The sequence below is a fragment of the Mycobacterium sp. NGS40 genome (genome assembly GCF_059812735.1).
On record NZ_JCALDG010000004.1, the window covers coordinates 194,817 to 215,986 of the forward strand.

The 21,170-nt window shown below is 62.9% G+C and carries 16 protein-coding genes; 3 read left to right on the top strand and 13 right to left on the bottom strand.

Features of this window, described 5'->3' with window-relative positions; all coding sequences use genetic code 11:
- Positions 1-20 precede the first annotated feature (20 nt).
- The 4 genes from ppsA to AC5Y5O_RS08630 are packed head-to-tail and all read right to left on the bottom strand — an operon-like array spanning position 21 to position 5,771.
- Complete coding sequence (gene ppsA, locus AC5Y5O_RS08615; protein WP_500024670.1) at positions 21-2,312, bottom strand: phosphoenolpyruvate synthase; 2,292 nt, start codon at positions 2,310-2,312, stop codon at positions 21-23.
- 16 nt (positions 2,313-2,328) lie between these two features.
- Positions 2,329-3,870: a bifunctional aminoglycoside phosphotransferase/ATP-binding protein gene (locus AC5Y5O_RS08620; RefSeq protein ID WP_500024672.1), complete on the bottom strand. Its 1,542-nt coding sequence runs from the start codon at positions 3,868-3,870 to the stop codon at positions 2,329-2,331.
- Between the two features lie 45 nt (positions 3,871-3,915).
- The gene (locus AC5Y5O_RS08625) at positions 3,916-4,803 is read right to left on the bottom strand and encodes a universal stress protein (RefSeq protein WP_500024674.1); all 888 of its coding nucleotides are present in this window, start codon (positions 4,801-4,803) and stop codon (positions 3,916-3,918) included.
- A 59-nt stretch (positions 4,804-4,862) separates the two neighbouring features.
- Positions 4,863-5,771 (bottom strand): universal stress protein, encoded by a 909-nt coding sequence (locus tag AC5Y5O_RS08630; RefSeq protein WP_096291174.1) that lies wholly within the window; start codon positions 5,769-5,771, stop codon positions 4,863-4,865.
- Between the two features lie 140 nt (positions 5,772-5,911).
- Here AC5Y5O_RS08630 and otsB point away from each other — a divergent pair, with 140 nt between their 5' ends.
- Together otsB and AC5Y5O_RS08640 are read left to right on the top strand one after the other, a co-directional pair.
- Positions 5,912-9,505, top strand: a complete 3,594-nt coding sequence (gene otsB, locus AC5Y5O_RS08635) for a trehalose-phosphatase (protein WP_500024676.1) — start codon at positions 5,912-5,914, stop codon at positions 9,503-9,505.
- Positions 9,506-9,634: 129 nt separating this feature from the next.
- On the top strand, positions 9,635-10,450 hold the full coding sequence (locus tag AC5Y5O_RS08640; protein ID WP_096288164.1) for a universal stress protein: 816 nt from the start codon (positions 9,635-9,637) through the stop codon (positions 10,448-10,450).
- 11 nt (positions 10,451-10,461) lie between these two features.
- Here AC5Y5O_RS08640 and fdxA read toward each other — a convergent pair whose 3' ends face one another.
- The 8 genes from fdxA to AC5Y5O_RS08680 all read right to left on the bottom strand — a co-directional run bounded on the left by fdxA (position 10,462) and on the right by AC5Y5O_RS08680 (position 19,254).
- Positions 10,462-10,821, bottom strand: a complete 360-nt coding sequence (gene fdxA / locus AC5Y5O_RS08645; protein ID WP_096288166.1) for a ferredoxin — start codon at positions 10,819-10,821, stop codon at positions 10,462-10,464.
- An 85-nt stretch (positions 10,822-10,906) separates the two neighbouring features.
- Positions 10,907-11,791 carry a universal stress protein gene (locus AC5Y5O_RS08650; RefSeq protein ID WP_096288168.1) on the bottom strand — a complete coding sequence of 295 codons (885 nt, stop codon included), beginning with the start codon at positions 11,789-11,791 and terminating at the stop codon, positions 10,907-10,909.
- A gap of 13 nt (positions 11,792-11,804) precedes the next feature.
- A complete protein-coding gene (locus AC5Y5O_RS08655; protein WP_096288170.1) occupies positions 11,805-12,362 on the bottom strand; it encodes a GNAT family N-acetyltransferase in 558 nt (185 codons plus the stop codon).
- Between the two features lie 129 nt (positions 12,363-12,491).
- Positions 12,492-14,141 carry a GAF domain-containing sensor histidine kinase gene (locus AC5Y5O_RS08660; protein ID WP_096291175.1) on the bottom strand — a complete coding sequence of 550 codons (1,650 nt, stop codon included), beginning with the start codon at positions 14,139-14,141 and terminating at the stop codon, positions 12,492-12,494.
- A 242-nt stretch (positions 14,142-14,383) separates the two neighbouring features.
- Positions 14,384-15,040 carry a hypoxia response regulator transcription factor DosR/DevR gene (dosR, locus tag AC5Y5O_RS08665; protein ID WP_096288172.1) on the bottom strand — a complete coding sequence of 219 codons (657 nt, stop codon included), beginning with the start codon at positions 15,038-15,040 and terminating at the stop codon, positions 14,384-14,386.
- A gap of 114 nt (positions 15,041-15,154) precedes the next feature.
- Complete coding sequence (locus AC5Y5O_RS08670; protein WP_096288174.1) at positions 15,155-16,135, bottom strand: 1-phosphofructokinase family hexose kinase; 981 nt, start codon at positions 16,133-16,135, stop codon at positions 15,155-15,157.
- Between the two features lie 25 nt (positions 16,136-16,160).
- Positions 16,161-18,203 (bottom strand): erythromycin esterase family protein, encoded by a 2,043-nt coding sequence (locus AC5Y5O_RS08675; protein WP_500024680.1) that lies wholly within the window; start codon positions 18,201-18,203, stop codon positions 16,161-16,163.
- Positions 18,204-18,441: 238 nt separating this feature from the next.
- Positions 18,442-19,254, bottom strand: a complete 813-nt coding sequence (locus tag AC5Y5O_RS08680) for a universal stress protein (protein WP_500024683.1) — start codon at positions 19,252-19,254, stop codon at positions 18,442-18,444.
- 365 nt (positions 19,255-19,619) lie between these two features.
- Here AC5Y5O_RS08680 and AC5Y5O_RS08685 point away from each other — a divergent pair, with 365 nt between their 5' ends.
- Entirely contained in the window at positions 19,620-19,955 is a 336-nt protein-coding gene (locus tag AC5Y5O_RS08685) for a nitroreductase family deazaflavin-dependent oxidoreductase (RefSeq protein WP_096291176.1), read from the top strand.
- Between the two features lie 38 nt (positions 19,956-19,993).
- Here AC5Y5O_RS08685 and AC5Y5O_RS08690 read toward each other — a convergent pair whose 3' ends face one another.
- A complete protein-coding gene (locus AC5Y5O_RS08690; protein WP_096288180.1) occupies positions 19,994-20,980 on the bottom strand; it encodes an Acg family FMN-binding oxidoreductase in 987 nt (328 codons plus the stop codon).
- Positions 20,981-21,170: the final 190 nt, after the last annotated feature.

Genomic DNA, 21,170 nt, shown 5'->3' on the forward strand with positions numbered 1-21,170 from the left:
GGGGGTGAACGCATGCCCCGTTATTCACGGCCACGCGCTGATTCCAGCAGCAACCGCCGTTCCGCGGCGGCAACAATACGCCGAGTCGCGGAAACCGCGTCGGGGTTGACCGACACCGACGTGATGCCCATTCGCACAAGATGCTCGGCGAACGCGGGATTGGTCGAGGGCGCCTGACCGCACAGCGACGAGGTGATTCCGTGCTTACGAGCAATCGAAACGATGCGTCCGATTGCGTCGAGCACAGCGCCGTCGGATTCGTCGAACAGCTCGGCACAGATGTCGGAGTCCCGATCGACACCCAGAATCAATTGAGTCAGGTCGTTGCTACCAATCGATACACCGTCCACGCCCAGCCCGATGTACTCGGGAAGCCAATACATCACCGATGGCACCTCGGCCATCACCCAGCGATGCAAACCGCGCTGAGCACCCAGCGGGCTCACGTCGATCAGAGATAGGCATGTTTCCAGTTCCCAGCGTGTCCGAACGAATGGAATCATCAAGTGCACGTTCGGGTTCCGCTCGCGCACCCTGGCCAATGCCTGGAGCTCCAGCCCGAACAGGTCAGGTTCTTTAACGTATCGGTAGCACCCCCGGTACCCGATCATCGGATTGTGCTCGACTGGCTCGTAGGCTTCACCACCACGCAAGCCGCGGAATTCGTTGCTACGGAAATCGGTGGCCCGGTAGACGACCGGACGAGTCCCGAATGCGGCGGCTATCCGTCCGATGGAGGCAACCATCGCGTCCACGAGATCTGCCTGCTCGCCACGAGCGATGAGATCACGTGGATGTCTTCCCGAAAGTGCCTGAGTAAGCAGAAATTCCGCGCGAAGCAACCCCACTCCATCGACATCCTGGGCTGCAACCGCTTCCGCAGAGTCAGGCATCGCCAGGTTGACGTAAATCTTGGTGCCCGTCGTCTCGCTGCGTTCCGGCGCGCTGGCGGGTGGCTCGACCGTCGTCGCCCGCACCTGCTGGCCCTGCCCTCCGGCACTGACATTTCCATGCCCGCCGTCGACCGTGACCGTCTGACCGTCGTGCAGAATGGTGGTCGCATTGCGGGCTCCCACCACGCACGGGACGCCGAGTTCGCGCGCCACGATCGCCGCATGGCACGTCATACCGCCGGTTTCGGTCACCAGCGCGGTCGAGCGACGGATCGCCGGGAGCCAATCCGGGTTGGTCATCGGAGCCACCAGAATCTCGTTGTCGAGCAACCGATTACCTTCGTCCGGCGTGTGCAGGACCCGCACCCGGCCGGACGCCGAGCCCGGTGCCGCGGGCAACCCGCGAACCAGGACGCCGTCTGTTCCCGGATCATCAGTGGCGTGGGTTTGCAGGGTCGTAATCGGCCTTGCTTGCACCAGCCAGCTCTCGCCAGACGCGATCGCCCACTCAACATCCTGGGGACACCCGTGGTGTGCTTCGACGGCAATGGCCAGCTCCGCGATACGCCGCAAGGACGCGTCGTCGAGCACCCGCGCCTGCGCCTGCTCGGGGTTCAAATCCACCACCAGGTCGCGGCCATCAGGACCACGTTCGATCTTGAACGCCTGATAGCCGATCTTGACATCTAGCACTTCCAGCGTCTTCTTGTCGACGACGTAGGTATCGGGCTGGACCTTTCCGGATACCACGACCTCGCCCAGTCCAAGCGCGGCTTCGATGACCAGATGGTCGCGCTCCCCGGTGCTGGGATCGCAGGTGAACGCGACCCCCGACCGCTCGGAGGCGATCATCTGCTGCACCACGACAGCCATTGCGGGCGTCGCGAGGAAGCCCCGGCTGGCTCGATAGGTGATCACGCGAGGACTGAAAAGCGATGCCCAGCATGCCTTGACGGCGTCCACCAACATCGTTTCACCCGACACGTTCGTCAGTGTCTGATTCATTCCCGCGAACGATGCGTCGCGGCCATCCTCCCCAGTGGCCGAAGATCGGACCGCCACAGTGCAGCTCGGCCCCAGTGCACGGTAGGAATCGAGCAATGGGCCGCGCACCTCCTCGCTGACGCCGGCCTTAAGGACCAGATTCTGCATGCGCTGGCAGAGTTCGGACAGTCGCGAATTGTTGCTGACCTCTGCCAGCGCCTCGGCGTGCAACGCCGCCAATTCCGCCTCGACTCCACCTGCCTGCATCGAAGTCAAGTAGCTGCTTCGCATCAAGACGAACCCCGGGGGAACTGGAAGCCCGGCAGCGACCAATTCGCCCATGTTCGCGCCTTTGCCGCCCGCCTCCTCCGAATCAGAGAGCCGCAGATCAGCGATACCTGAGACATATTGACTTGCAAGAATATTCGTCGACACGATAACTCCTCATCAATCAGGATGGAATGCCGCGGTGCAACCCGGGCGGGTAGATCGACCGACGCCACGTGGCATGCGCTTGTTGAATGGTTTGCTCGACCGGCTGCGACGTGTCCAAGGCACATGCGGTGTCCCAGCCGTTCTGTTCGCGCGCCAGCGCTGCCGCGATTTCCGGCGTCACTTCGGAGTTGCCTGGCCGGCGGGTCAGTATTCGCTTGGCGGCGGTCTCGACGCCCGCGACGCACATGAGTTCCACCACAGCCGAGTACATCTCGGATGCCAGCAAATGGGCGTAGGTGCGTAGATGCGGATCTCGCCAGGTCCCGTCAAGGATGACTGAGTAGCCATCGCCGAGCAGCGCGCGGGCCCGGTCCAGAGCCAGCTCGTAGACGCGCCTGACGTTCCTGGGCCGGTACAAGCCCCCATTGAGGATGCCCGTGCCGCCGGTGATGACGCCCGAATCTGCCAGCTCCTTCCGTACGTCATCGGTTGAGATCACCTGCGCTCCCACCGTTTCGGCGAGCGCGTGTGCGACGGTCGACTTGCCAGTTCCTGGGTTCCCACCGACCAGCGCCATGCGGACGCTGCCGTGTTCTAGATGCTGGACGGCGATGGCCAGGTGCCGGCCCGCGTCTCTGGCGGCCGCCGCGTCGCCTTGTGAGTGCCGAATGCAGTCAACCTTGGCCCTCACCACGGCGCGATACGCGATGTAGAAGTCCCACAACGATGACGGAGCCCGGTCACCCGAATGGACGATGTAACGTTGGACGAAATAGTCACCAAGGTCTTTGCGGCCCAGGAACTCCAGGTCCATTGCCAAGAAGGCCGCATCGTCGATGCGGTCGATATGGCGTAGCTTGTCGTCGAACTCGAGGCAGTCGAGCAACGCCAGTTTGCCGTCAGCCCAAAATATGTCGTCGGCGAGCAGATCGCCATGGCCGTCGACGAGGCATCCTTCTTCGACCCGTCGGGCAAACAACGGGGCCCGACCCGAAACGAATTCAGCGGCAAGGCGTTGGACACGTGCCAACAGTTTGAAAGAAATCTCCGAAAGTGGTTCGCCCACAAAACTGTTCAGTTCCGACAGATTCTCGCGCCAGCGGCCGTCGACCGCACACAACTTACCCTCGGCGTCGATCTCGGGGCTGCGGTCGGCGCGTTCGTGAAATCGAGCCAGCACGCCAGCGATGGTGTCCAAGATGTCGCGTACGGTTTCGTTGGGGCCTCGGGCTATCAAAGCCGTCAGGCGATCTTCTTCGCGGTAGCGCCGCATCACGACGATCGGCTCGGCCGGCCCTCCGCAGGGGTCGGTGAGATGCGCGACACCAAGGTAGCTTTCGGGTGACAATCGGCTGTTGAGCTCGACCTCGCGCAGGCACGCGCGCTCGCGCAGTTCGGCTGTGCGGAAGTCGAGAAAGTGGGTCGCGATCGGTTTCTTTGCCTTGAAGGCGCGATCCCCGGCGAGCACCACGATGCCGGTGTGGGTTTCGTGGACATCGATGTAGGGCAATGCGACTGCCGCCGACGCTGTGCTAGGCGGGTCAGCGGCAATCGTCATGTTCATGACTCTCCACAGTCCTGTCGATTCGGGAATTCCTCGGGCTCATGAAGGACGCGCCACAATCACCGGCGTGTGAATCGAGTGAACGACGGCGTTGCTCACCGACCCCAGCATCGCGCCCGACAACGTGCCGCGGCCGTGGCTGCCCACAACCACCAGTTGGGCCGACTCCGAGTGCTCGATAAGGTGCCGGGCGGGCCGGTCTCTGACGACGAGCCGCTGCACCGGCACATCCGGGAAGCGTTCTTGCCACCCCGCCAGACACTCAGCCAGATTTCGCTCCGCTTCGGCCCTGACCGTTGTCCAGTCATATCCGGGAAGTTCCAAGAACTCGGTATCACTGGACGCGTGCAGGGCTACCAGTTCGACATCGCGTCGCGACGCCTCATCGAACGCAATGGCCGTCGCCAGCTCGGACGCCGGCGACCCGTCGATTCCTACCAGCACCGGAGCGCGCTGGGCGCTCGGAAGTGACACGGATTCGGCGCGAATGACCGCTACCGGACACTTCGCGCCGCGCACCACGCCCGAACTCACCGAACCGAGCAGGACCCGCTCCATCGCGCCGTGCCCGTTGGAGCCGACGACCACCAGCTGCGCATCTTCGGACATTTCAATCAGCGTCGGCACCGCGGGCGACGGTTTCACTTCGCTCGTGATGACAAGCTTCCGGTCTGTTTGCACGGCGTCCTGGGCGATCTTGACGGCCTGCTCGAGAGCCTGGCGCCCGTCGTCGAGCTGCCACAGCGCGACTCCGCTCGGCATCGGTACCTGCGGGAAAGTTCGCACGAATGTCTCGAACATGTGGACGAGGTTCAACGAGAGATTGCGCAACGCCGCGTCACGTGCTGCCCAGACCACAGCGGCATTCGATGCGGCCGATCCGTCGACTCCGACGACGATCCCGTAGCGCTTCTCAAATGCCGTCATTTCGTCCTCCTCCAGTCACTGAGAACGCTATTGCCTGCGCGGTCGTCGATCATGAGGCTTTAGTCCCGATCTACGTGGCCGGCAGCCGGCCGCGCGACGATCACCGGCACAAAGACCCCATGCAGGACCGCGTTGCTGACCGAGCCCAACAGCGCGCCGGCCAATCCACCTCGTCCGTGGCTGCCGACGACCACCAACTGGGCCGACTCCGACTGCTCGATCAGCCGCCGAGCGGGTTGGTCGCACACGACAAGTCGATGCACCGTGACATCGGGATAGCGTTCTTGCCAACCGGCAAGACGCTCGGCCAGGATCTCCTCGGCCTGGGCCCGCACCGCGGTCCACTCCGGCTTTGGAAGTTCGAACAGTCCGACGTCGCTCCACGCATGCAAGGCCGTCAGGTCGACGCCGCGCCGGGACGCTTCGTCGAAAGCAATCGCCGTCGCCAGTTCCGAAGCCGCCGAGCCGTCGATGCCCACCAGCACAGGGGCGTCAAGCGGGTTCGGCATCAACGGATCTTCGTCTCGGATGACCGCGACCGGGCACCTTGCGCTGCGCACGACGCCCGAGCTGACCGAACCGAGGAAGGTCCGGGCCAGTGCTCCGCGTCCGTTGCTGCCCACGACGACCATCTCTGCCTCGTCGGACAGTTCGACCAGCGCGGCAACCGGTGCCGCAAACATCAGCTCTGTTGCAATATCGATGCGGCCGTGGGGCTTCGACGCATCTTCGGCGATCTTCTCCGCCTCTTCGAGGATCCGACGGCCATAGTCTTCCTGCCATATCGGAGTATCTGCGGTGAGTGGCATCGGGGGCCACACCGGAGCGGCCAGGTTCACCATGTGGACCAGGGTCAGCCGAACACCACGCAGCGTCGCGTCCCGCGCACCCCAGCAGACCGCGAAATCCGATGCGGGTGATCCGTCGACCCCGACGACGATTCCGTAACGCTTCTCGGACGCTGACATGTCTTCTCCTTCGTTCATCGAGAACGCTATGGTCCAAACACTCATCGGTCATGAGACTTTCGTCCCCAACTGGATGGACGAGAGACCTTCAACGAGCGAATAGGCTTGACCCGCACCGGTGCTGTGGCATCGTCACAAACGTGACCCAATGGCCCGTCACGATCGACAGGCGCTACCACGACGCCGTGATCCTCGACTTGGACAGCGCAATCGTCAGCACCGAGCAAACCCGCCCACCCACCGATGTGCCACTGCTGCGACAGCTGCACGGGATCGGTGTCAGCGTCGAAGAGGTCCGCCCCGGCACGGCGGCGTTGACAGAGGCGACGACCCGTCTCGGGGTCAGCCCCGGACGCTGCGTGGTGATCGCCGACAATGAGTCCGGTATCCGGACAGCCCGAGACTGCGGCATCGGACTCGTCATTGGCCTCGACCGCGACCGGACCGACGGCGTTGTCGCCGATGGGGCGGACGTCGTGATCGCCGACATCGCCGAGATCTCGGTGTGCAGCCGCGACTCTGGCCTATCGACCATCGCCGATGCCCTGCAGTCCTACGGCCAATTGAAAGAACTTATGGTCGCCCGGCGGCCGGTAGTGTTCCTTGATTTCGACGGGACGCTGTCCGATATCGTCGATGACCCCGACGCCGCTGTGCTGGTCCGCGGCGCCGCCGAAGCGCTTCGCGCTCTCGCCGGGCAATGCCCCGTTGCCGTGATAAGCGGTCGAGACCTGAAGGACGTCCAGGGGCGAGTCAACGCCGATGGCTTGTGGTACGCGGGTAGCCAGGGATTCGAGCTGTTCGGGCCGGACGGCACCCATGTCGAGAACTCCGCGGCCGTCGCCGCCGCTGCCACCTTGGCTGATGCCGCCACCGAGCTGACCGAAGCGCTACTGGACGTGCCGGGAACAGTAGTGGAGCACAAGCGGTTTGCCGTCACAGTTCATTACCGCAACGCTGATCCGGCCGTCGTCGACCGGGTGGTCACTACGGCGTCTCGGCTGGGACGGGACCGGCATCTTCATGTCACCCAGGGCCGCAAAGTCATCGAACTGGGCCCCAACGTTGCCTGGAACAAGAGCGACACTCCCGACTGGCTCCTCGAAAGGATCCTAGCCGACGATCGGACCGCTGAGTCCCCTGCCGCATTGCCGATCTACATCGGTGACGACCTCACCGATGAGGATGCTTTCGATGCGGTTCGTTTTGACGGCGTGGGGATCGTGGTGCGCCATGACGAGGTCGGTGACCGACCGTCTGCCGCTCGGTTCAGCTTGGAAAACCCTTCGGCAGTATGTGAATTCATCCAACGCCTGGCACACGACCTTCGAGATGAAGCAACCAGCCCGGCCGATGCGTGGCGACTGGTCTTCGACGGCTACGACCGGGAACAGGAGCGACTGCGCGAGACGTTGTGCACCGTTGGCAACGGCTACGTCGCCACCCGCGGCTGTGCGCCGGAGGCATCTGCGGCTCAGGCCCACTACCCCGGCACCTACGCCGCCGGCGTGTACAACACCCTGGCCGACCAGATCGCCGGCCGCAGAATAGAGAATGAGAGCCTCGTCAACCTGCCCAACTGGCTGCCGCTGACGTTTCGTATCGACGACGGCCCGTGGTTCAGTGTGGACGATGTCGAATTACTGTCCTATCAGCAAACATTCGACCTACGACACGCGACGCTGATCCGTACACTGCGATTCCGGGATCATGCGGGCCGAACGACAACGCTGAATCAGCAGCGATTCGCGTCGATGCACCAGCACAACATACTGGCGATGAAGAACACCGTAACCGCGGAGAATTGGTCGGGCACAGTAGAATTCATGTCTCACTTGGATGGCGCTGTCAGCAATTCAATGGTGGAACGCTACGGCTCACTGTCGAGTGTCCACCTGACGCCACCCACTCTCGATGAAATCTCGCCCGGATCAGTGCTGTTGCGGACACAAACATCGCAATCACGTATCTCGATCGGGATGGCCGCCCGCACTTCACTGTGGCGCGACGACTCGCCCGTCGACGCGCAGTACACCTTTGTGCGAGAAGCCGGGCGGGGCGGTCACAACCTCCGAGCGGACTTGTCCGCCGGGCAGTCCATCACACTCGAGAAGGTTGTCACCCTCTTCACCGGGCGGGACGCCGCGATCTCTGAGCCGGCAAGCACCGCGCAGCATTTCCTCGAAGAAGCCGGCCGATACACGGATCTTCATCGGCACCACCGGCGGGCGTGGGACCGACTCTGGGAGCAGTGCGACGTCGGACTTGACGACGGCGTGGAAGCCTTGCGGATCCTTCGGCTGCATCTGGTGCAACTGCTGCAAACGCTTTCCCCGCACACCGCCGAACTTGATGCCAGCGTGCCGGCGCGGGGCCTGCACGGCGAAGCCTATCGCGGACACGTCTTTTGGGACGCCCTGTTTGTGTCCCCCGTCCTGAGCCTGCGGATGCCCAACGTGTCGCGCTCGCTGTTGCTTTATCGGTATCGGCGACTTCACCAGGCCCGACGCGCCGCGCGCAGGGCCGGCTACCTGGGCGCGATGTATCCGTGGCAGTCAGGCAGTGACGGTAGCGAGGTGAGCCAGGAACTCCACCTCAACCCACGATCCGGCCGGTGGAACCCCGATCCCAGCGCACGCGCGCATCACGTCGGTCTCGCCGTCGCATACAACACGTGGCAGCACTATCAGGTGACCGGCGACCGTCAGTATCTTGTCGACTACGGAGCCGAGATGCTGGTCGAGATCGCCCGATTCTGGGTCGGATTGGCCACGTACGACGAAAGTCGTGGCCGCTACACGATCCGGGGAGTCATCGGCCCCGACGAATTTCATTCCGGATATCCCGGCAAAGAGTACGACGGTATCGACAACAACGCCTACACCAATGTGATGGCGGTCTGGGTGATCACTCGGGCACTGGACGCGCTGGACCTGTTGTCGCTGCGCGACCGACTCGATCTTGTCGGCAAGATCGGTCTGGACACAGCGGATCTCGAGCGGTGGGAACATGTGAGCCGGCACATGTTCGTCCCTTTTCATGACGGCGTCATCAGTCAGTTCGAAGGCTATTCGGACCTGGCGGAACTGGACTGGGATCACTATCGGGAACGCTACGGAAACATTCAGCGCCTCGATCGCATCCTGGAGGCTGAAAACGACAGCGTGAACAACTACAAGGCGTCCAAACAGGCGGATGCGCTGATGCTGTTCTATCTACTGTCGTCCGACGAACTGCTGGGTTTGTTTGGCCGCCTCGGGTATCACTTTGCCCCGGAGCAAATCCCGAAAACAGTCGATTACTACCTCGCGCGCACCTCGCACGGATCGACATTGAGCGCCATCGTGCACTCATGGGTGCTCGCCCGGAGCAACCGGCGCAGGGCCATGGAGTACTTCCAGCTAGTGCTGAAGTCCGACGTCGCCGACATCCAGGGCGGCACGACGGCCGAAGGTATACACCTCGCGGCGATGGCCGGCAGCATCGATCTGCTGCAACGGTGTTACACCGGACTCGAAACACGGGACGACCGACTCATTCTCGGGCCCCAATGGCCAGAAGACCTCGGCCCCATCGAGTTCCCACTCGTGTACCGCGGTCAGCGCCTCCATCTTCAAGTCAGCGGACGGACCGCCACCGTGACCTCTGAGGCCGGCAACGCCGGTTCGGTCGATGTCGAATGCCGAGGCCATGTGCGAAAGCTGTTGCCCGGAAGCACGATCAAGGTCGAGTAACCAACGCTGTCAGGGTGACCATTGCCATCAAGATCGGGCCGAAGGGCCCTGCTCTGAATCAGTTGAGACTCGTAACATCGCCGATGAAGCGGGGTTTCCCGCGAGCGCTGGTTCCGATCGGAGAATGCAATGAATCGTCCGCAATCATCGCAGCGGGTCGTCGTGGGTATCGATGGTTCCGATGCAGCGATCAACGCGGCCAGATGGGCGGTGACCGAGGCGGTCGGCCGAGACGTTCCGCTGCGTCTGGTTCACGCGATCCCCGAACGGGAATCCGACGGAACCGCACGCGATGACAGCTTGGATATCGAGTATGGCGAGACAGCGCTGCGCGCCGCCTGCGCAGCGGTCAACGCGACGGGACAGCAAGTCAAAGTCGAAACCGACCTGGTGCGCGGATCGATCGGGAACGCGTTAATCGATGAATCTGACCACGCGGCGATGGTTTGTCTGGGCTCGATCGGGATCGGGCGGGTCGCCCGCAGAGTTCTCGGCTCGACCGCTGCCACCGTTGCCGAGAATGCGCATTGTCCGGTGGCGATCATCCGCCACAACCGCGACGGTGAAGATCCCGGCTCGGGATGGGTTGCCGTCGTCGTCGACGACAAACCGGGCAACGACGTGGTGCTCGAGCACGGTTTCCGCGAAGCACGTCTACGCGGCGCACCGGTGTTGGCGATGGGAGTCTGGCGTTGGGGTCTGGGTGAAATCCCGTATTCGCAATTGGATCACCGCCTCAGCCCTTGGGTTTCTGAGTATCGCGAGGTGCATGTCCTTCCGGCTGCCGCGCGGAGTGGAGCCGCTGAATTCCTTGCCAGCACAGCCGAACCCGTACAACTCGCGGTGGTGGACAGTTCGGACGCTGACAAGGTTGCCAGCTTGGTCGGTCCGATCAAGCCCCATTTCCGGCACGCCGGATGCTCGGTACTCGTCGTGCGCCCATGACGATTCGGTCGTCAGTGAGCGTCTAACCGACCCTCGCGTTCGGGCATCGCTGCCACCAACGGTGTGTCGACGCCGAGCGGACCCACACCGGCGGAACCACCCGGGCAGCCGAGCGGCGCAGCACGGCCCGCTAGTGGACGGCTGAAAAAGGAGGCATTGTCTTCCAAGTGCTGCACCTGGTCGGCAGGCAGATCTCCCTCCCAGTAAATCGCATCCATGCGGCAAGCCGGCTTGCATGCTCCGCAGTCCACGCATTCGTCGGGATTGATGTACATCGCCCGAGCGCCCTCATAGATGCAGTCGACAGGGCACTCCTGAACACAGGATTTATCCAGCACGTCAATGCAGTCGGCGCCGATCACATAAGTCATGGACTTACGTTAACGAGCCGGCACCCACGGGCGCGCTCAACGGATGGCCTCAACGTTGAGGACCAATGACTCTCCCCGAATGCGTCTATTCGCCCCGGACAACAATCACCGGCTTGGTTGCCGATTGCGCGACATGAGAGCTGACCGAACCCAGCAGCATGCCGGCAAAACCCCCACGCCCATGGCTTCCGATCACCACCAGCTGAGCGTGCTCCGATTCTTCTAGCAGCCATCGAGAAGGCAGATCACAGCAGAGGACTCGCCTGACGTGCACATCCGGATACTGTTCTTGCCAACCGGCGAGGCGTTCGGCGAGTATCTCCTCCCCTTTGGCCTCGCTATCCCGCCAGTCCATTCCGAGCATCGGGAACACCCCGACGTCGCTCCACGCATGCAGCGCCACCAAACCGACCCCTCGACGCGAGGCCTCGTCAAAAGCCAATGCGGTCGCCGACTCCGAGGCCGGTGAACCGTCGATGCCAACGAGCACGGGAGCGGTGGCATCGACAGCCGCGTCACCGTCGGAATGAATGACCGCGACCGGGCAATGGGCGTGGTGGACCAGCGATGTGGTGACCGAGCCCAACAACAACCGGCCCAACGCGCCAAGGCCCTGGCTGCCGGCCACGATCATCCGGGCGTCTTTGGATGCCTCAATCAGCGCCGGTGCGACGTTGGAATAGACGATCTTCGTGCGGATTTCGGGGGACTCGAACTTGTCCAGGCTGGCGCTGAGCGTCTTTCGGGCCTGGTCGATGACGTGCTGTCCGGCCTCCATCTGCCAGCCAGGCATTTCGTCGTACAGTCGGCCCACCGGGAATCCGACCACGATGGGCGCAACGGCATGCATCAGCGTGATCGTTGTGTTCCGCATGCCCGCCTCCCAGGCCGCCCACGCCACCGCGGCATCCGACGCCGCCGATCCGTCGACACAGACCAATATTCCGTGTTTCTTTGTGGGCTCCGACATTTCGTGCTCCTACCTATGGGATCGCATTCGCGCCCGACGACAGTTCGTCGGGGACATCCGGCAACTCAATCTCAACGTGCTGAATCGCTCCGTAATACGTTGGCTTACAACACCAGCCGAGATCGAACAACACAGTGAGCATCAGATGGTTCTCGCTCAGGACGTCGGCTACAAATCGCTCAATGCCGTGAGCCCGCGCGATGTGCGCGAGGTGCTTGAGCAAGGCCGTTCCGACGCCGAGCGAATGGTCTTCGTGGGCGACTGCGACCGCGACTTCGGCAACGTTGGGATCATCGCGGACAACGACGTAGTGGACCACACCGATCAATCGGTCGGCGTCGAACGCACCGAGCGAGTATCGATCATCGGACGCTTCAGTAATCGATTGGACGAGATGCTCGAGATCGATTTGGTTCAGCGTGAAGAACCGGTAGTAACGCTCGAAGTCGGTGAGGCGTTGATGGAACGCCAACGTGGCCTCGGCGTCTTGCGCGGTGAGGCGTCGCAACGACACCAGCCTGCCGTCGATCAGGCGAGCAGTGGCGGAGTATTCCGCCAACTGACGACTCATGAGCGCTCCTGAATGCCGTTGGCTTTGACACGACGTTATTCACGATCCGCCCTGTTGGGCAGGGCCGTTAGACTCCACTCCGGCGCCATTGGTCCATGAGCCCCTTGGCGTCCGGGATTTCGCCGAGAGTCAGTGGTCGGTCAGCGGAGCGGACCAGTAGATTCGGGTACCGCCATCTGGCGCGTTGCTGATTTCGCAGCGACCGCCGACCTGTTCGGCGCGGTACAGCATGTTCGCCAGACCGCTGCGGCGGGGATTGTCGACTGGTAGGCCACAACCGTTGTCGACGATGTCAACCGTCAACATGTCGCCGACATTGACCTCGACCGTCAGTCGTGAAGCACCAGAATGCCGAACCGCGTTGCTGACGGCCTCGGACGTCACTGCTTCTGCGTGGTCGGCGAGCTCGCCGCCGACAGCGGTCATCGGACCGCGCATTCGCACCGTCGTGACGATGTCGCGTCCCTCGGTGAGGTCGGCAACCGCTCGTTGAATCCGATTCCGGAAGCCACCGCCGTTGCCGGACGGCGACTTCAGCTGGAAGATGGTCGTGCGGATTTCCTCGATGATCGTCTGGAGGTCGTCGAGGGTGCGGTTCAGCCGCTCGGCAACCTCCGGCGAACGCACCCGGGCCACCGTGCCTTGTAGGTCCATCCCCGCGGCGAAGAGCCGTTGGATGACATGGTCGTGCAGATCGTGGGCAATGCGCTCCCGCTCAGCCACCAGCGTCAGTTGACGCGTGTTCTCGCGGCCCGACGCAAGCATCAGCGCTATCGCGGCATGCGTCGCGAAATCGCTGACCAGGTCGAGGTAGCTGTCGTCGAACGGCTGCCGCTGCGAGCTGCGGGCGACCACAATCACCCCGGCAACCTCATCGTGGGCACGCAGCGGCATCAAAATCGCGCTTCGCTGCCCTACGTCGGTGAATGCCTGGATCGGGTAACTCAGGGCTTCGGTGATCACCGGTTCAGCGGAGCGGAACACCGCACCGCTGGTCGACGCATCGACGGGAATCCGTTGGCCGATAACCTCTGAAGCGTTCAATCCGACCGCTGCCGAGATGACCAGCGTGTCAATCTCATCTATCGGCACATCGTCATCGTCCGGAACGAGCACAATCGCCTGTTCGGCTTCGGTTAGCGCACAAGCCTTTTCGGCGATCACCTGCAACGGAGTCCGGCTGGGTTCGACGCTGGACAGAAGCGCGGTAGTGATTTCGCGGCTTGCCTCCATCCATTTGGCGGCCGTACGCTCACGCTCAAAGAGTTGCGCATTGTCGATGGCCACCGCGGCCGCGAAAGCCAATGCGCGAGCAGCCACCTCGTCGGATTCGGAGAACAGCCGACCGGGCTCGTCGTGCGTCAGATAAAGGTTGCCGAATACCTCTCCCCGGATGGTGATCGGCACGCCAAGGAAAGCCCGCATCGGGGGATGGTGCTCCGGAAACCCAACCGCGGCCGGGTGTTTCGTCAGATCGTCCAGACGCAAAGCCGGCGTGTCGAAGAGCGACAGACTCAGAACTCCCTTGCCGACCGGCAGATGCCCGATTTGCCGCGCGTGGTCGACTTCAATTCCTTCGTGGACAAACGAGATCAACATTCCGTCGCGGTCACGTATCGCCAAGGCGCCATACGGTGCCGAGGTCAACTTGCGGGCCGCTACGACGATGCGACGCAGGGTCGCATCCAGCTCGAGGTCGGCACCGATCTCGACGATCACCTGAAGCAATTGCTCCATCTGATCACGCGAGGCCAGCATCTCGTCGAGTTGCTGGTGCATCCTGCTGACCAGCCCACGCTGGCCGAGTCCCGAAAAAGCCGAGCTACTGTCGTCGCTGGCCACTGCCTGATACCTCCGGCCATTCAGCCCCCGCGGCAGCACCGCGTCGTCCACAGAACGAAAAGGCAGCAAACAACGCGAAGATACCGTCGCCAAGCATAGTCTTATCGAGATGACAACCCAACAAATCAACGCCGTCCAACCCGTGCGGCCTCTCGAGCTGGTGTAATGCGCCCGTCTCGTTACTTACCGGCGGTTGGTGGTGGGGACTGTTGGTTCAACTTCGAAGCGAATACCGCTGCTTGTGTCCGCCGCTCCATGCCGAGCTTGGCCAGCAACCGGGATACATAATTCTTCACCGTCTTCTCGGCCAGGAACATTCGCGCGGCAATCTGACGGTTGGTCAAACCCTCGCTGAGCAGTCCGAGAAGAGTTCGCTCGCGCTCGGTCAATCCGGACAACGGATCCTTCTGCTCGGCGTTGCCGCGCAGTTTCGCCATCAAGGCGGCGGCAGCTCGATTGTCGAGCAGTGACTTGCCGGCACCAACATCCTTGATCGCCTGGGCCAATTCCATGCCCCTGATGTCTTTGACGACGTAGCCACTGGCGCCGGCCAGGATCGCCTCGAGCATCGCCTCGTCAGAGGTGAACGAGGTCAGCATCAGGCATCGCAACTCGGGCAGGTCAGACAACAGGTCGCGGCACAATTCGATGCCGTTGCCATCAGGCAGCCGCACGTCAAGCACTGCGACGTCGGGCTGCAACGCGGGAATCCGGACCATCGCTTCGGATACGGAGCCCGCATCGCCGATGACCTCGAGCTCGGGGTCCGCTGCGAGCAGGTCGGCAAGTCCGCGCCGAACGACTTCGTGGTCGTCGACCAGAAAAACCTTAACCATGGCGAATCCTTCCTGCCCCTGTCTCAATATTCCACATCCTTGATAATCGCCCAGATTCACAATTGCCGTCGCTGATTGACCACATGGGCTGCCTGCGCCGCAGGGGCTCATATCTCAGTCGCAGAGCGTAACGTCGCAGGGCTCCGGCGCGAGTGCGAACAGCTTCTCGATATCCGCTCGATCACAGACGGCCGTGCCGGGCGTCATCAGCATCGCCGCGCCCGCCGCAATGCCCAACCGAACTGCCTTATCGAGCGGCCATCCGCGGCTGAGCCCTATCGTGATCGCCGCGACCATCGCATCTCCGGCCCCGACGCCACTCCCATTCCGCATCGGAATCGCCGAAAACCGTTGGTCCGCAGCCGGTGTCACAAGAAGTGCGCCATGGGAACCCAATGACACCAATACGATTTCCGCGCAACCCTTTTCGATGAGTCCGCGGGCAGCGGCGAACTGCTCCGATTCGGTGGCCAGCGGACGCCCGACACATTCCCGCAACTCGCGCTCGCTCGCTTTTAGCAGGTAGACCCCGGATGATACGTGCTGCAACCCACCGCCAGAGGTGTCCAGAATGAAACGGACGCCCATGCCCTGGCAGATATCGGCAACCCGCTGATAGTAGTCGGCGGGCACCCCAGGGGGCAGGCTACCGCTGGCCACCACGAACTCGGCCGATTCCGCCGCGGCCCGCACTTGGTCGAGACACAGCGCCTGCTCGGCGAACGTCAGCCGCGGCCCCGGAAGGACGAAACGATATTGCCGGCCGGTGCTGTTCTCGTTGACGGTTAAGCTCTCTCGCGTCGACGCCAAGACGGGTATCTGCCGAAATGGAACTCGCTCCTCGTTGAGGAGCGACATGAGAAGACCACCCGTTGGGCCGCCGGCGGGAAACACCGCCGAAGCCGAACCGCCCAGCACATGAGCAATACGAGCGACGTTGATTCCCCCACCACCCGGGTCATAACGCTGTGTCGCACAGCGCAACTTTTCGGTCGGCCGCACCACGTCGACACTTGTCGTGATGTCGAGTGCCGGGTTCATGGTCAGCGTGACGATCTGCGCTCGACTGGGAACCGATGCGATGGGCGCATCCATATCCGTTGACTCCGCTCGTCGTTCGTTACAACCCGGACGGGTACGTTTCCGGTGTCTCGCCAGCGATCCACAGGCTCGTCGGTTCCAGCGGTTCGAGCGCACGCGTCCTGTCGATGTGGATCATCGCGTCGAATTGGTCCGCGGGCCGAACATGGAAGTAATGGCTTTGCCGCTCCGTTTCCGGCCGATAGATCACGCCGATCGCGCGCCCCAACCGGACGACGCCGAGCGGATCGGCGGCTTCCGCGCTGAGGTCCGCCGACACCAGGAAAGAGCTTTCGCCGGTCTCGTGAAGCAGTTCTTCGATGCTGCCGTTGAGCGCGGGCCGAACGGCTTTGCGTTCCGCGATTCCGCCCCAGTCGCTTGCAGCGGTCACGGTGCCGCTGTACGTGCTGAACCCGATGAGGCGTGACTCGTCGCCGTATCGCTGCCGGACCAATTGCCCCAATGTGAGTTGTCCGTCAGAAGACACCTCGGTTGCCCGTGCATCGCCGACGTGAGAGTTGTGCGCCCACACCACTATTCGCGCAGGAGGAGCGCCATCGTGACGGTCCAGGTGGTTCAGCAGCGCCTCGAGAGTCTCGGCCATGTGCTCATCACGCAGGTTCCACGAGTTCACCCGGCCGCTGAACATCGCACGGTAGTAGACCTCGGCGTTGCGTACCGTCTGGGCATTTTGCTGGGCGTAGAAGAGCTCATCCTCGGCGAGAAGCCCGCCTCTGCGCGCATACGCCAAGGCGTTGCGCTGCATATCAACCAGCTGTTCGATCGCTTCGTTTTCACACGAAGGACCCGCCCCGAACGCCGCCGCGAAACCGTACGCTTGACCATCATCCGCCGAAGCATGATCGAAGCATGCGTAACGACTACGGGCCCGCATCGCCGCCCTGGGATCGACTCGATCCAGGTAGGTCACCACTTCCTGCATGGATCGATGCAGGCTGTAGAGATCAAGCCCATAAAAGCCGGCCTGCCGCTGACGCTTCGACTCGCACTGCCGGTTGCGTATGCGCAGCCAATCGACGAAGTCACGAACGACTGTGTTGCGCCACATCCAGGCCGGAAATCGTTCGAACCCACGCAACGCTTCCTCGGCGGTCTCGTCCACTCCGAGGCCCCGCACATACCTGTTCACCCGGTAGGCATCGGGCCAATCGGCCTCCGCGGCTACCGCGCAGAATCCTTTCTCCTCGATCAGCCATTTCGTGATCGTGGCCCGAGCCTCGTAAAACTCATGCGTTCCATGGGAACTCTCGCCGATCAGCACGATCCGGGCGTCACCAATCAACTCCTCCAACGCCTCACGCGGCGGAACACCGGATGGAGCATCGATGGCCACGCTGGCGAGCACCTGGGCGGGCATCCGCACCTGGGCCGGGGCGGCCGTTCGATCCGTCGTAGGAGTAGCGAGCAGCTGGTGAACTTCCTCGTCGGTAACCTGGCGAAAATCCCAGAACGACTCCCCCACCGCGAGGAATGGGGTGGGCATACTCGCGCAGACCACATCGTCCACCAGACCGGCGAATTCCCGACAGGTAGATTCCGGAGCCGCCGGCACCGCGATCACGATGTGAGCGGGCTCCGCTTCGCGGAGAGCCTGCACCGCGGCGAACATGCTTGCGCCAGTGGCCAACCCGTCATCGACCAGGATGATCGTCTTGCCCGCCACCTCAAGCGGCGGTCGTCCGCCGCGATATGCGGCCTCACGCCGGACCAGCTCGCGGCCTTCACGTTCGGCAACGGCACGCAACTGTCCCGGCGAGATCTGCAAGGCCCGAATCACGTCGTCGTTCACCACTACGCGGCCGCCGCTTGCCAGCGCCCCGACCGCGAATTCCTCATGCCCGGGAGCGCCGAGCTTTCGCACGATAAAGGCATCCAGCGGTGCGTGCAGCGCGGCCGCTACCTCCCATGCCACTGGTAGCCCGCCCCGGGCGAGTCCCAGCACGATCACATTCGGTTGGTCGCGGTAAGCGGTCAGTAGGTTTGCCAGCACCCGGCCGGCCTCGCGGCGGTCACGGAATACTCGGCGCGGCGAGCGCCGGGTGACGTCAGCTGCTCTAGTCATGACACACCCGTGTGCGCCGGACGGCGAGAAGTGCTCATCTCTGGCTCCTCGATTGAAAGAATCAGTGCGATGTCTATCCGATCAATCGGCCGAAATCCCGTAAAGAGACGGAAGTCCCAAACATTGTGGGTCGTTGGTCAGCGCGCCTGCGGGAAGCGTTCGCGTCGACGAGCGGCTCGGGCCACGCGCCCCATGGGATGGCGATTCCACCACCCAAACGACATCTCCCCTTCGCGGATCAGCGGCCAGGACGCTTGAAACCGACCACAAGCAAGGACACGTCGCTCTCACGCAAAGCTTCAGCGCCGGGATCACCGAGCAATTGCCCGACTGCCGCGGTCTGGGCGGCACCGACTACGACCAACTGAATGGCCTCGGCATGCGCGGCCAGGTAATCGACCAGGGAAGCTTGCAGATGCACCGTGTCGATATCGACCTCGGGATAGTTGTCGGTACAACGCTTCAGATGCGAGTCCCCGGAACGCGGCTGCGTTGATGTCAGCACCCGCAGCGGCACGCGACGATGGCGAGCCTCATGGATCGCCAGCTCCAGAACGTCTATGCCATCCGGCGATTCGTCTACGAACGCGACGATCGGGCGGGTATCCGCGGTGTCCGTGTCGCGGGGGCCTGCCCGGACGACAGCCACCGAACAGTGGCCGGATTGTGCGAGTTCTTTCGCGGTCGAGCCCAACCAGATTGTCGGGTGCATCGAGGCCCCCGTGTCTCCGACACACAGCAACGTTGTGGACCGCGAAGCAGCGATGAGCGCCGCCACCGGCGCGCCGTCGACGATCTCCGTTTCGACCTTGACCGGCTTGCCGATCTGTTCGACCGCGTCGTATGCGTCGCGGACGACCTGCTCTGCCGCGGCCACCGCAAGTCGCGCTTGCCGTGTACCGGCAGTGACGTCGCGTTGGGTGACATAGAGCAGACGCAGCGGAATGTCGGTGCCGGCCACTTCGTCGACTGCCCACCGGGCAGCACGAATTGCGGCCGCCGAACCGTCCACACCTACGACGACGGACTTCGGTGGATACCGATCGAACATGAGAACTCCTGGCGACCAACGGCATTTAAGTGTCTGATCGAGACGCTACGGAGTGAGGCCGCTGCCAGATCAGAGGCATTGGTCCTCACCTAGGGATCCCTTCGGCGGACGAGGCGCGGTGCACACGTTAGGGACTTCGGGCCCTACCCGGCGGACCGGGCGAGCTGATCGGATTGCGCAATACAGGTGTCAGCTACCGACAAGCGTGATGGCCTGGGACGAGCGGCAAACCGGCCGTTGCGAGTTATGACATTTTCTGTGCCAAAACACCATTCGTCCACGCGGTGGCGCGATAGATAGGAGAAACAGCAGTGGCGGTCCTCGACGATGTCCGGGTTTTCAACAAGCGTCTGCTCAATCCACTGATGCTGCATATGGCCGGGCGAAAGCACTGGTATGCCTCGGTGATTGAGCACACCGGCCGGCACTCCGGCAAGCAGTACACCACACCGGTAGTCACCGAACGCGTGTCAGGCGGGTTCATCGTTCCGCTGCCCTACGGCACCGACGTCGATTGGCTCCGGAATGTCCTTGCCGCCGGGCACGCGACCATCCGCGCTGATGGCCGAAGCTATCGAGTGGTCGAACCGGAAATCATCTCCGCAGAATCGGCCGCCGCCGAGCTGCGGCCCGAACGGCGACGGACCTACGATCTGTTCAAGGTCAAGAACTACCTCACCGTGAAGTCCGAACAGATCTAGAACCTCGACCCACCAAGGTCTTTGGAGCCATTCACCCGCTAGCTGCGGATCTCCAACACCTCGTGCAGAGGTTTGCGCGGCGTCGGTTCGGAAGCCAACTCCCCTTCCGGTTCGATGCCGACTCGGACCAAGACCTGCGGTACCGAGGCCAGACCCGTCGCGAGGTCGCGGATCATGTCCCGGCTGGCGTCGAGCTCCGTGACGTGCGTGACGGGGCAGGTGGCCAATCCGGCCATCGTGCACTCCAGCAGGATCGCCGACAGCGCCTCACCGCAGTTGAGAGCATCGACACGCGTGTCGCCGGCAGTGGACAACATGAGAATCTTCGCTTGGTCGTACGTGCCGGCAGAGCTCCGCTCGTTCGTGGGATCGGTCGGGAACTCGCGGTTCACGTCAACCCTGCGGGCATCGGCTTCCGACACCAGTGAGTTTTGCGGAATCCCTTCCGATCCTTCTTCCAGCGTTGTCCACCAACGCAATTCAGCGTGATACAAGTCGTCATAGCGACGTAGGGCTTCGGCGAGTCGTGCCGCTTCGGCCAGCCGCGGTCGCACATCCGCGGGCAGTACATCCAAACTGACCAAGTCATTGTCGAACGAGCTTCGTAGCACGGGTTCGAAAGACGCCCAGCGCTTCGGCGCACGAAACGGTAGACGGTTGGTCCGGCGACGCAATATCGCGGCCGCACGGTCGCGCCGAGCCTGTGCCACAAAGTCGACCGGCACGAAATCGACGGTCGCCAGATGGTCGAGATTGTTCGGGTTGGGAAACTGCTCGACATTCGTGGCCCACCCGGCGGCGGCCATCGCGGTCCGGAAGTGATCAAGCGCGGCGCCGCAGCTGATGATCGCTTCGCGGCCCGACGTGTCGGCTGCTGGTAATTCTTGCTCAGGATCAACGAACAGATCGACGCTGACGCCATCGGTAATCCACCGCCAAGGCTGGGAGTTGTACAGCGAGGGCGCATGGCAGGCGAGCTCGACTGCCGTCGTGATCACTTTCGTATCGGCCAGCGTTTCCGCCATCGTCGCCACCCCTTCATTCGGTATGGCTACGACCCTCGTGCCCGCTGACGGCTGACGCCAGAGTCCTTGGTCCCCGACACCAGGTCGATCGACCCGCAACGGACCGGTGACATGCGCTCGCTCGCCGTAACCCGCCCTTCGACTCGACGACAAAAGCGCGTATCTACTGGTGACCTTCGTCTCTATTGCG

Excerpts from the sequence above, each read along its gene's own strand:
- AC5Y5O_RS08620 (WP_500024672.1), bottom strand. The coding sequence starts at position 3,870 with ATGACGATTGCCGCTGACCCGCCTAGCACAGCGTCGGCGGCAGTCGCA.
- AC5Y5O_RS08625 (WP_500024674.1), bottom strand. The coding sequence starts at position 4,803 with ATGACGGCATTTGAGAAGCGCTACGGGATCGTCGTCGGAGTCGACGGA.
- AC5Y5O_RS08630 (WP_096291174.1), bottom strand. The coding sequence starts at position 5,771 with ATGTCAGCGTCCGAGAAGCGTTACGGAATCGTCGTCGGGGTCGACGGA.
- AC5Y5O_RS08640 (WP_096288164.1), top strand. The coding sequence starts at position 9,635 with ATGAATCGTCCGCAATCATCGCAGCGGGTCGTCGTGGGTATCGATGGT.
- fdxA (WP_096288166.1), bottom strand. The coding sequence starts at position 10,821 with ATGACTTATGTGATCGGCGCCGACTGCATTGACGTGCTGGATAAATCC.
- AC5Y5O_RS08650 (WP_096288168.1), bottom strand. The coding sequence starts at position 11,791 with ATGTCGGAGCCCACAAAGAAACACGGAATATTGGTCTGTGTCGACGGA.
- AC5Y5O_RS08655 (WP_096288170.1), bottom strand. The coding sequence starts at position 12,362 with ATGAGTCGTCAGTTGGCGGAATACTCCGCCACTGCTCGCCTGATCGAC.
- AC5Y5O_RS08660 (WP_096291175.1), bottom strand. The coding sequence starts at position 14,141 with ATGCACCAGCAACTCGACGAGATGCTGGCCTCGCGTGATCAGATGGAG.
- dosR (WP_096288172.1), bottom strand. The coding sequence starts at position 15,040 with ATGGTTAAGGTTTTTCTGGTCGACGACCACGAAGTCGTTCGGCGCGGA.
- AC5Y5O_RS08670 (WP_096288174.1), bottom strand. The coding sequence starts at position 16,135 with ATGGATGCGCCCATCGCATCGGTTCCCAGTCGAGCGCAGATCGTCACG.
- AC5Y5O_RS08675 (WP_500024680.1), bottom strand. The coding sequence starts at position 18,203 with ATGACTAGAGCAGCTGACGTCACCCGGCGCTCGCCGCGCCGAGTATTC.
- AC5Y5O_RS08680 (WP_500024683.1), bottom strand. The coding sequence starts at position 19,254 with ATGTTCGATCGGTATCCACCGAAGTCCGTCGTCGTAGGTGTGGACGGT.
- AC5Y5O_RS08685 (WP_096291176.1), top strand. The coding sequence starts at position 19,620 with ATGCTGCATATGGCCGGGCGAAAGCACTGGTATGCCTCGGTGATTGAG.
- AC5Y5O_RS08690 (WP_096288180.1), bottom strand. The coding sequence starts at position 20,980 with ATGGCGGAAACGCTGGCCGATACGAAAGTGATCACGACGGCAGTCGAG.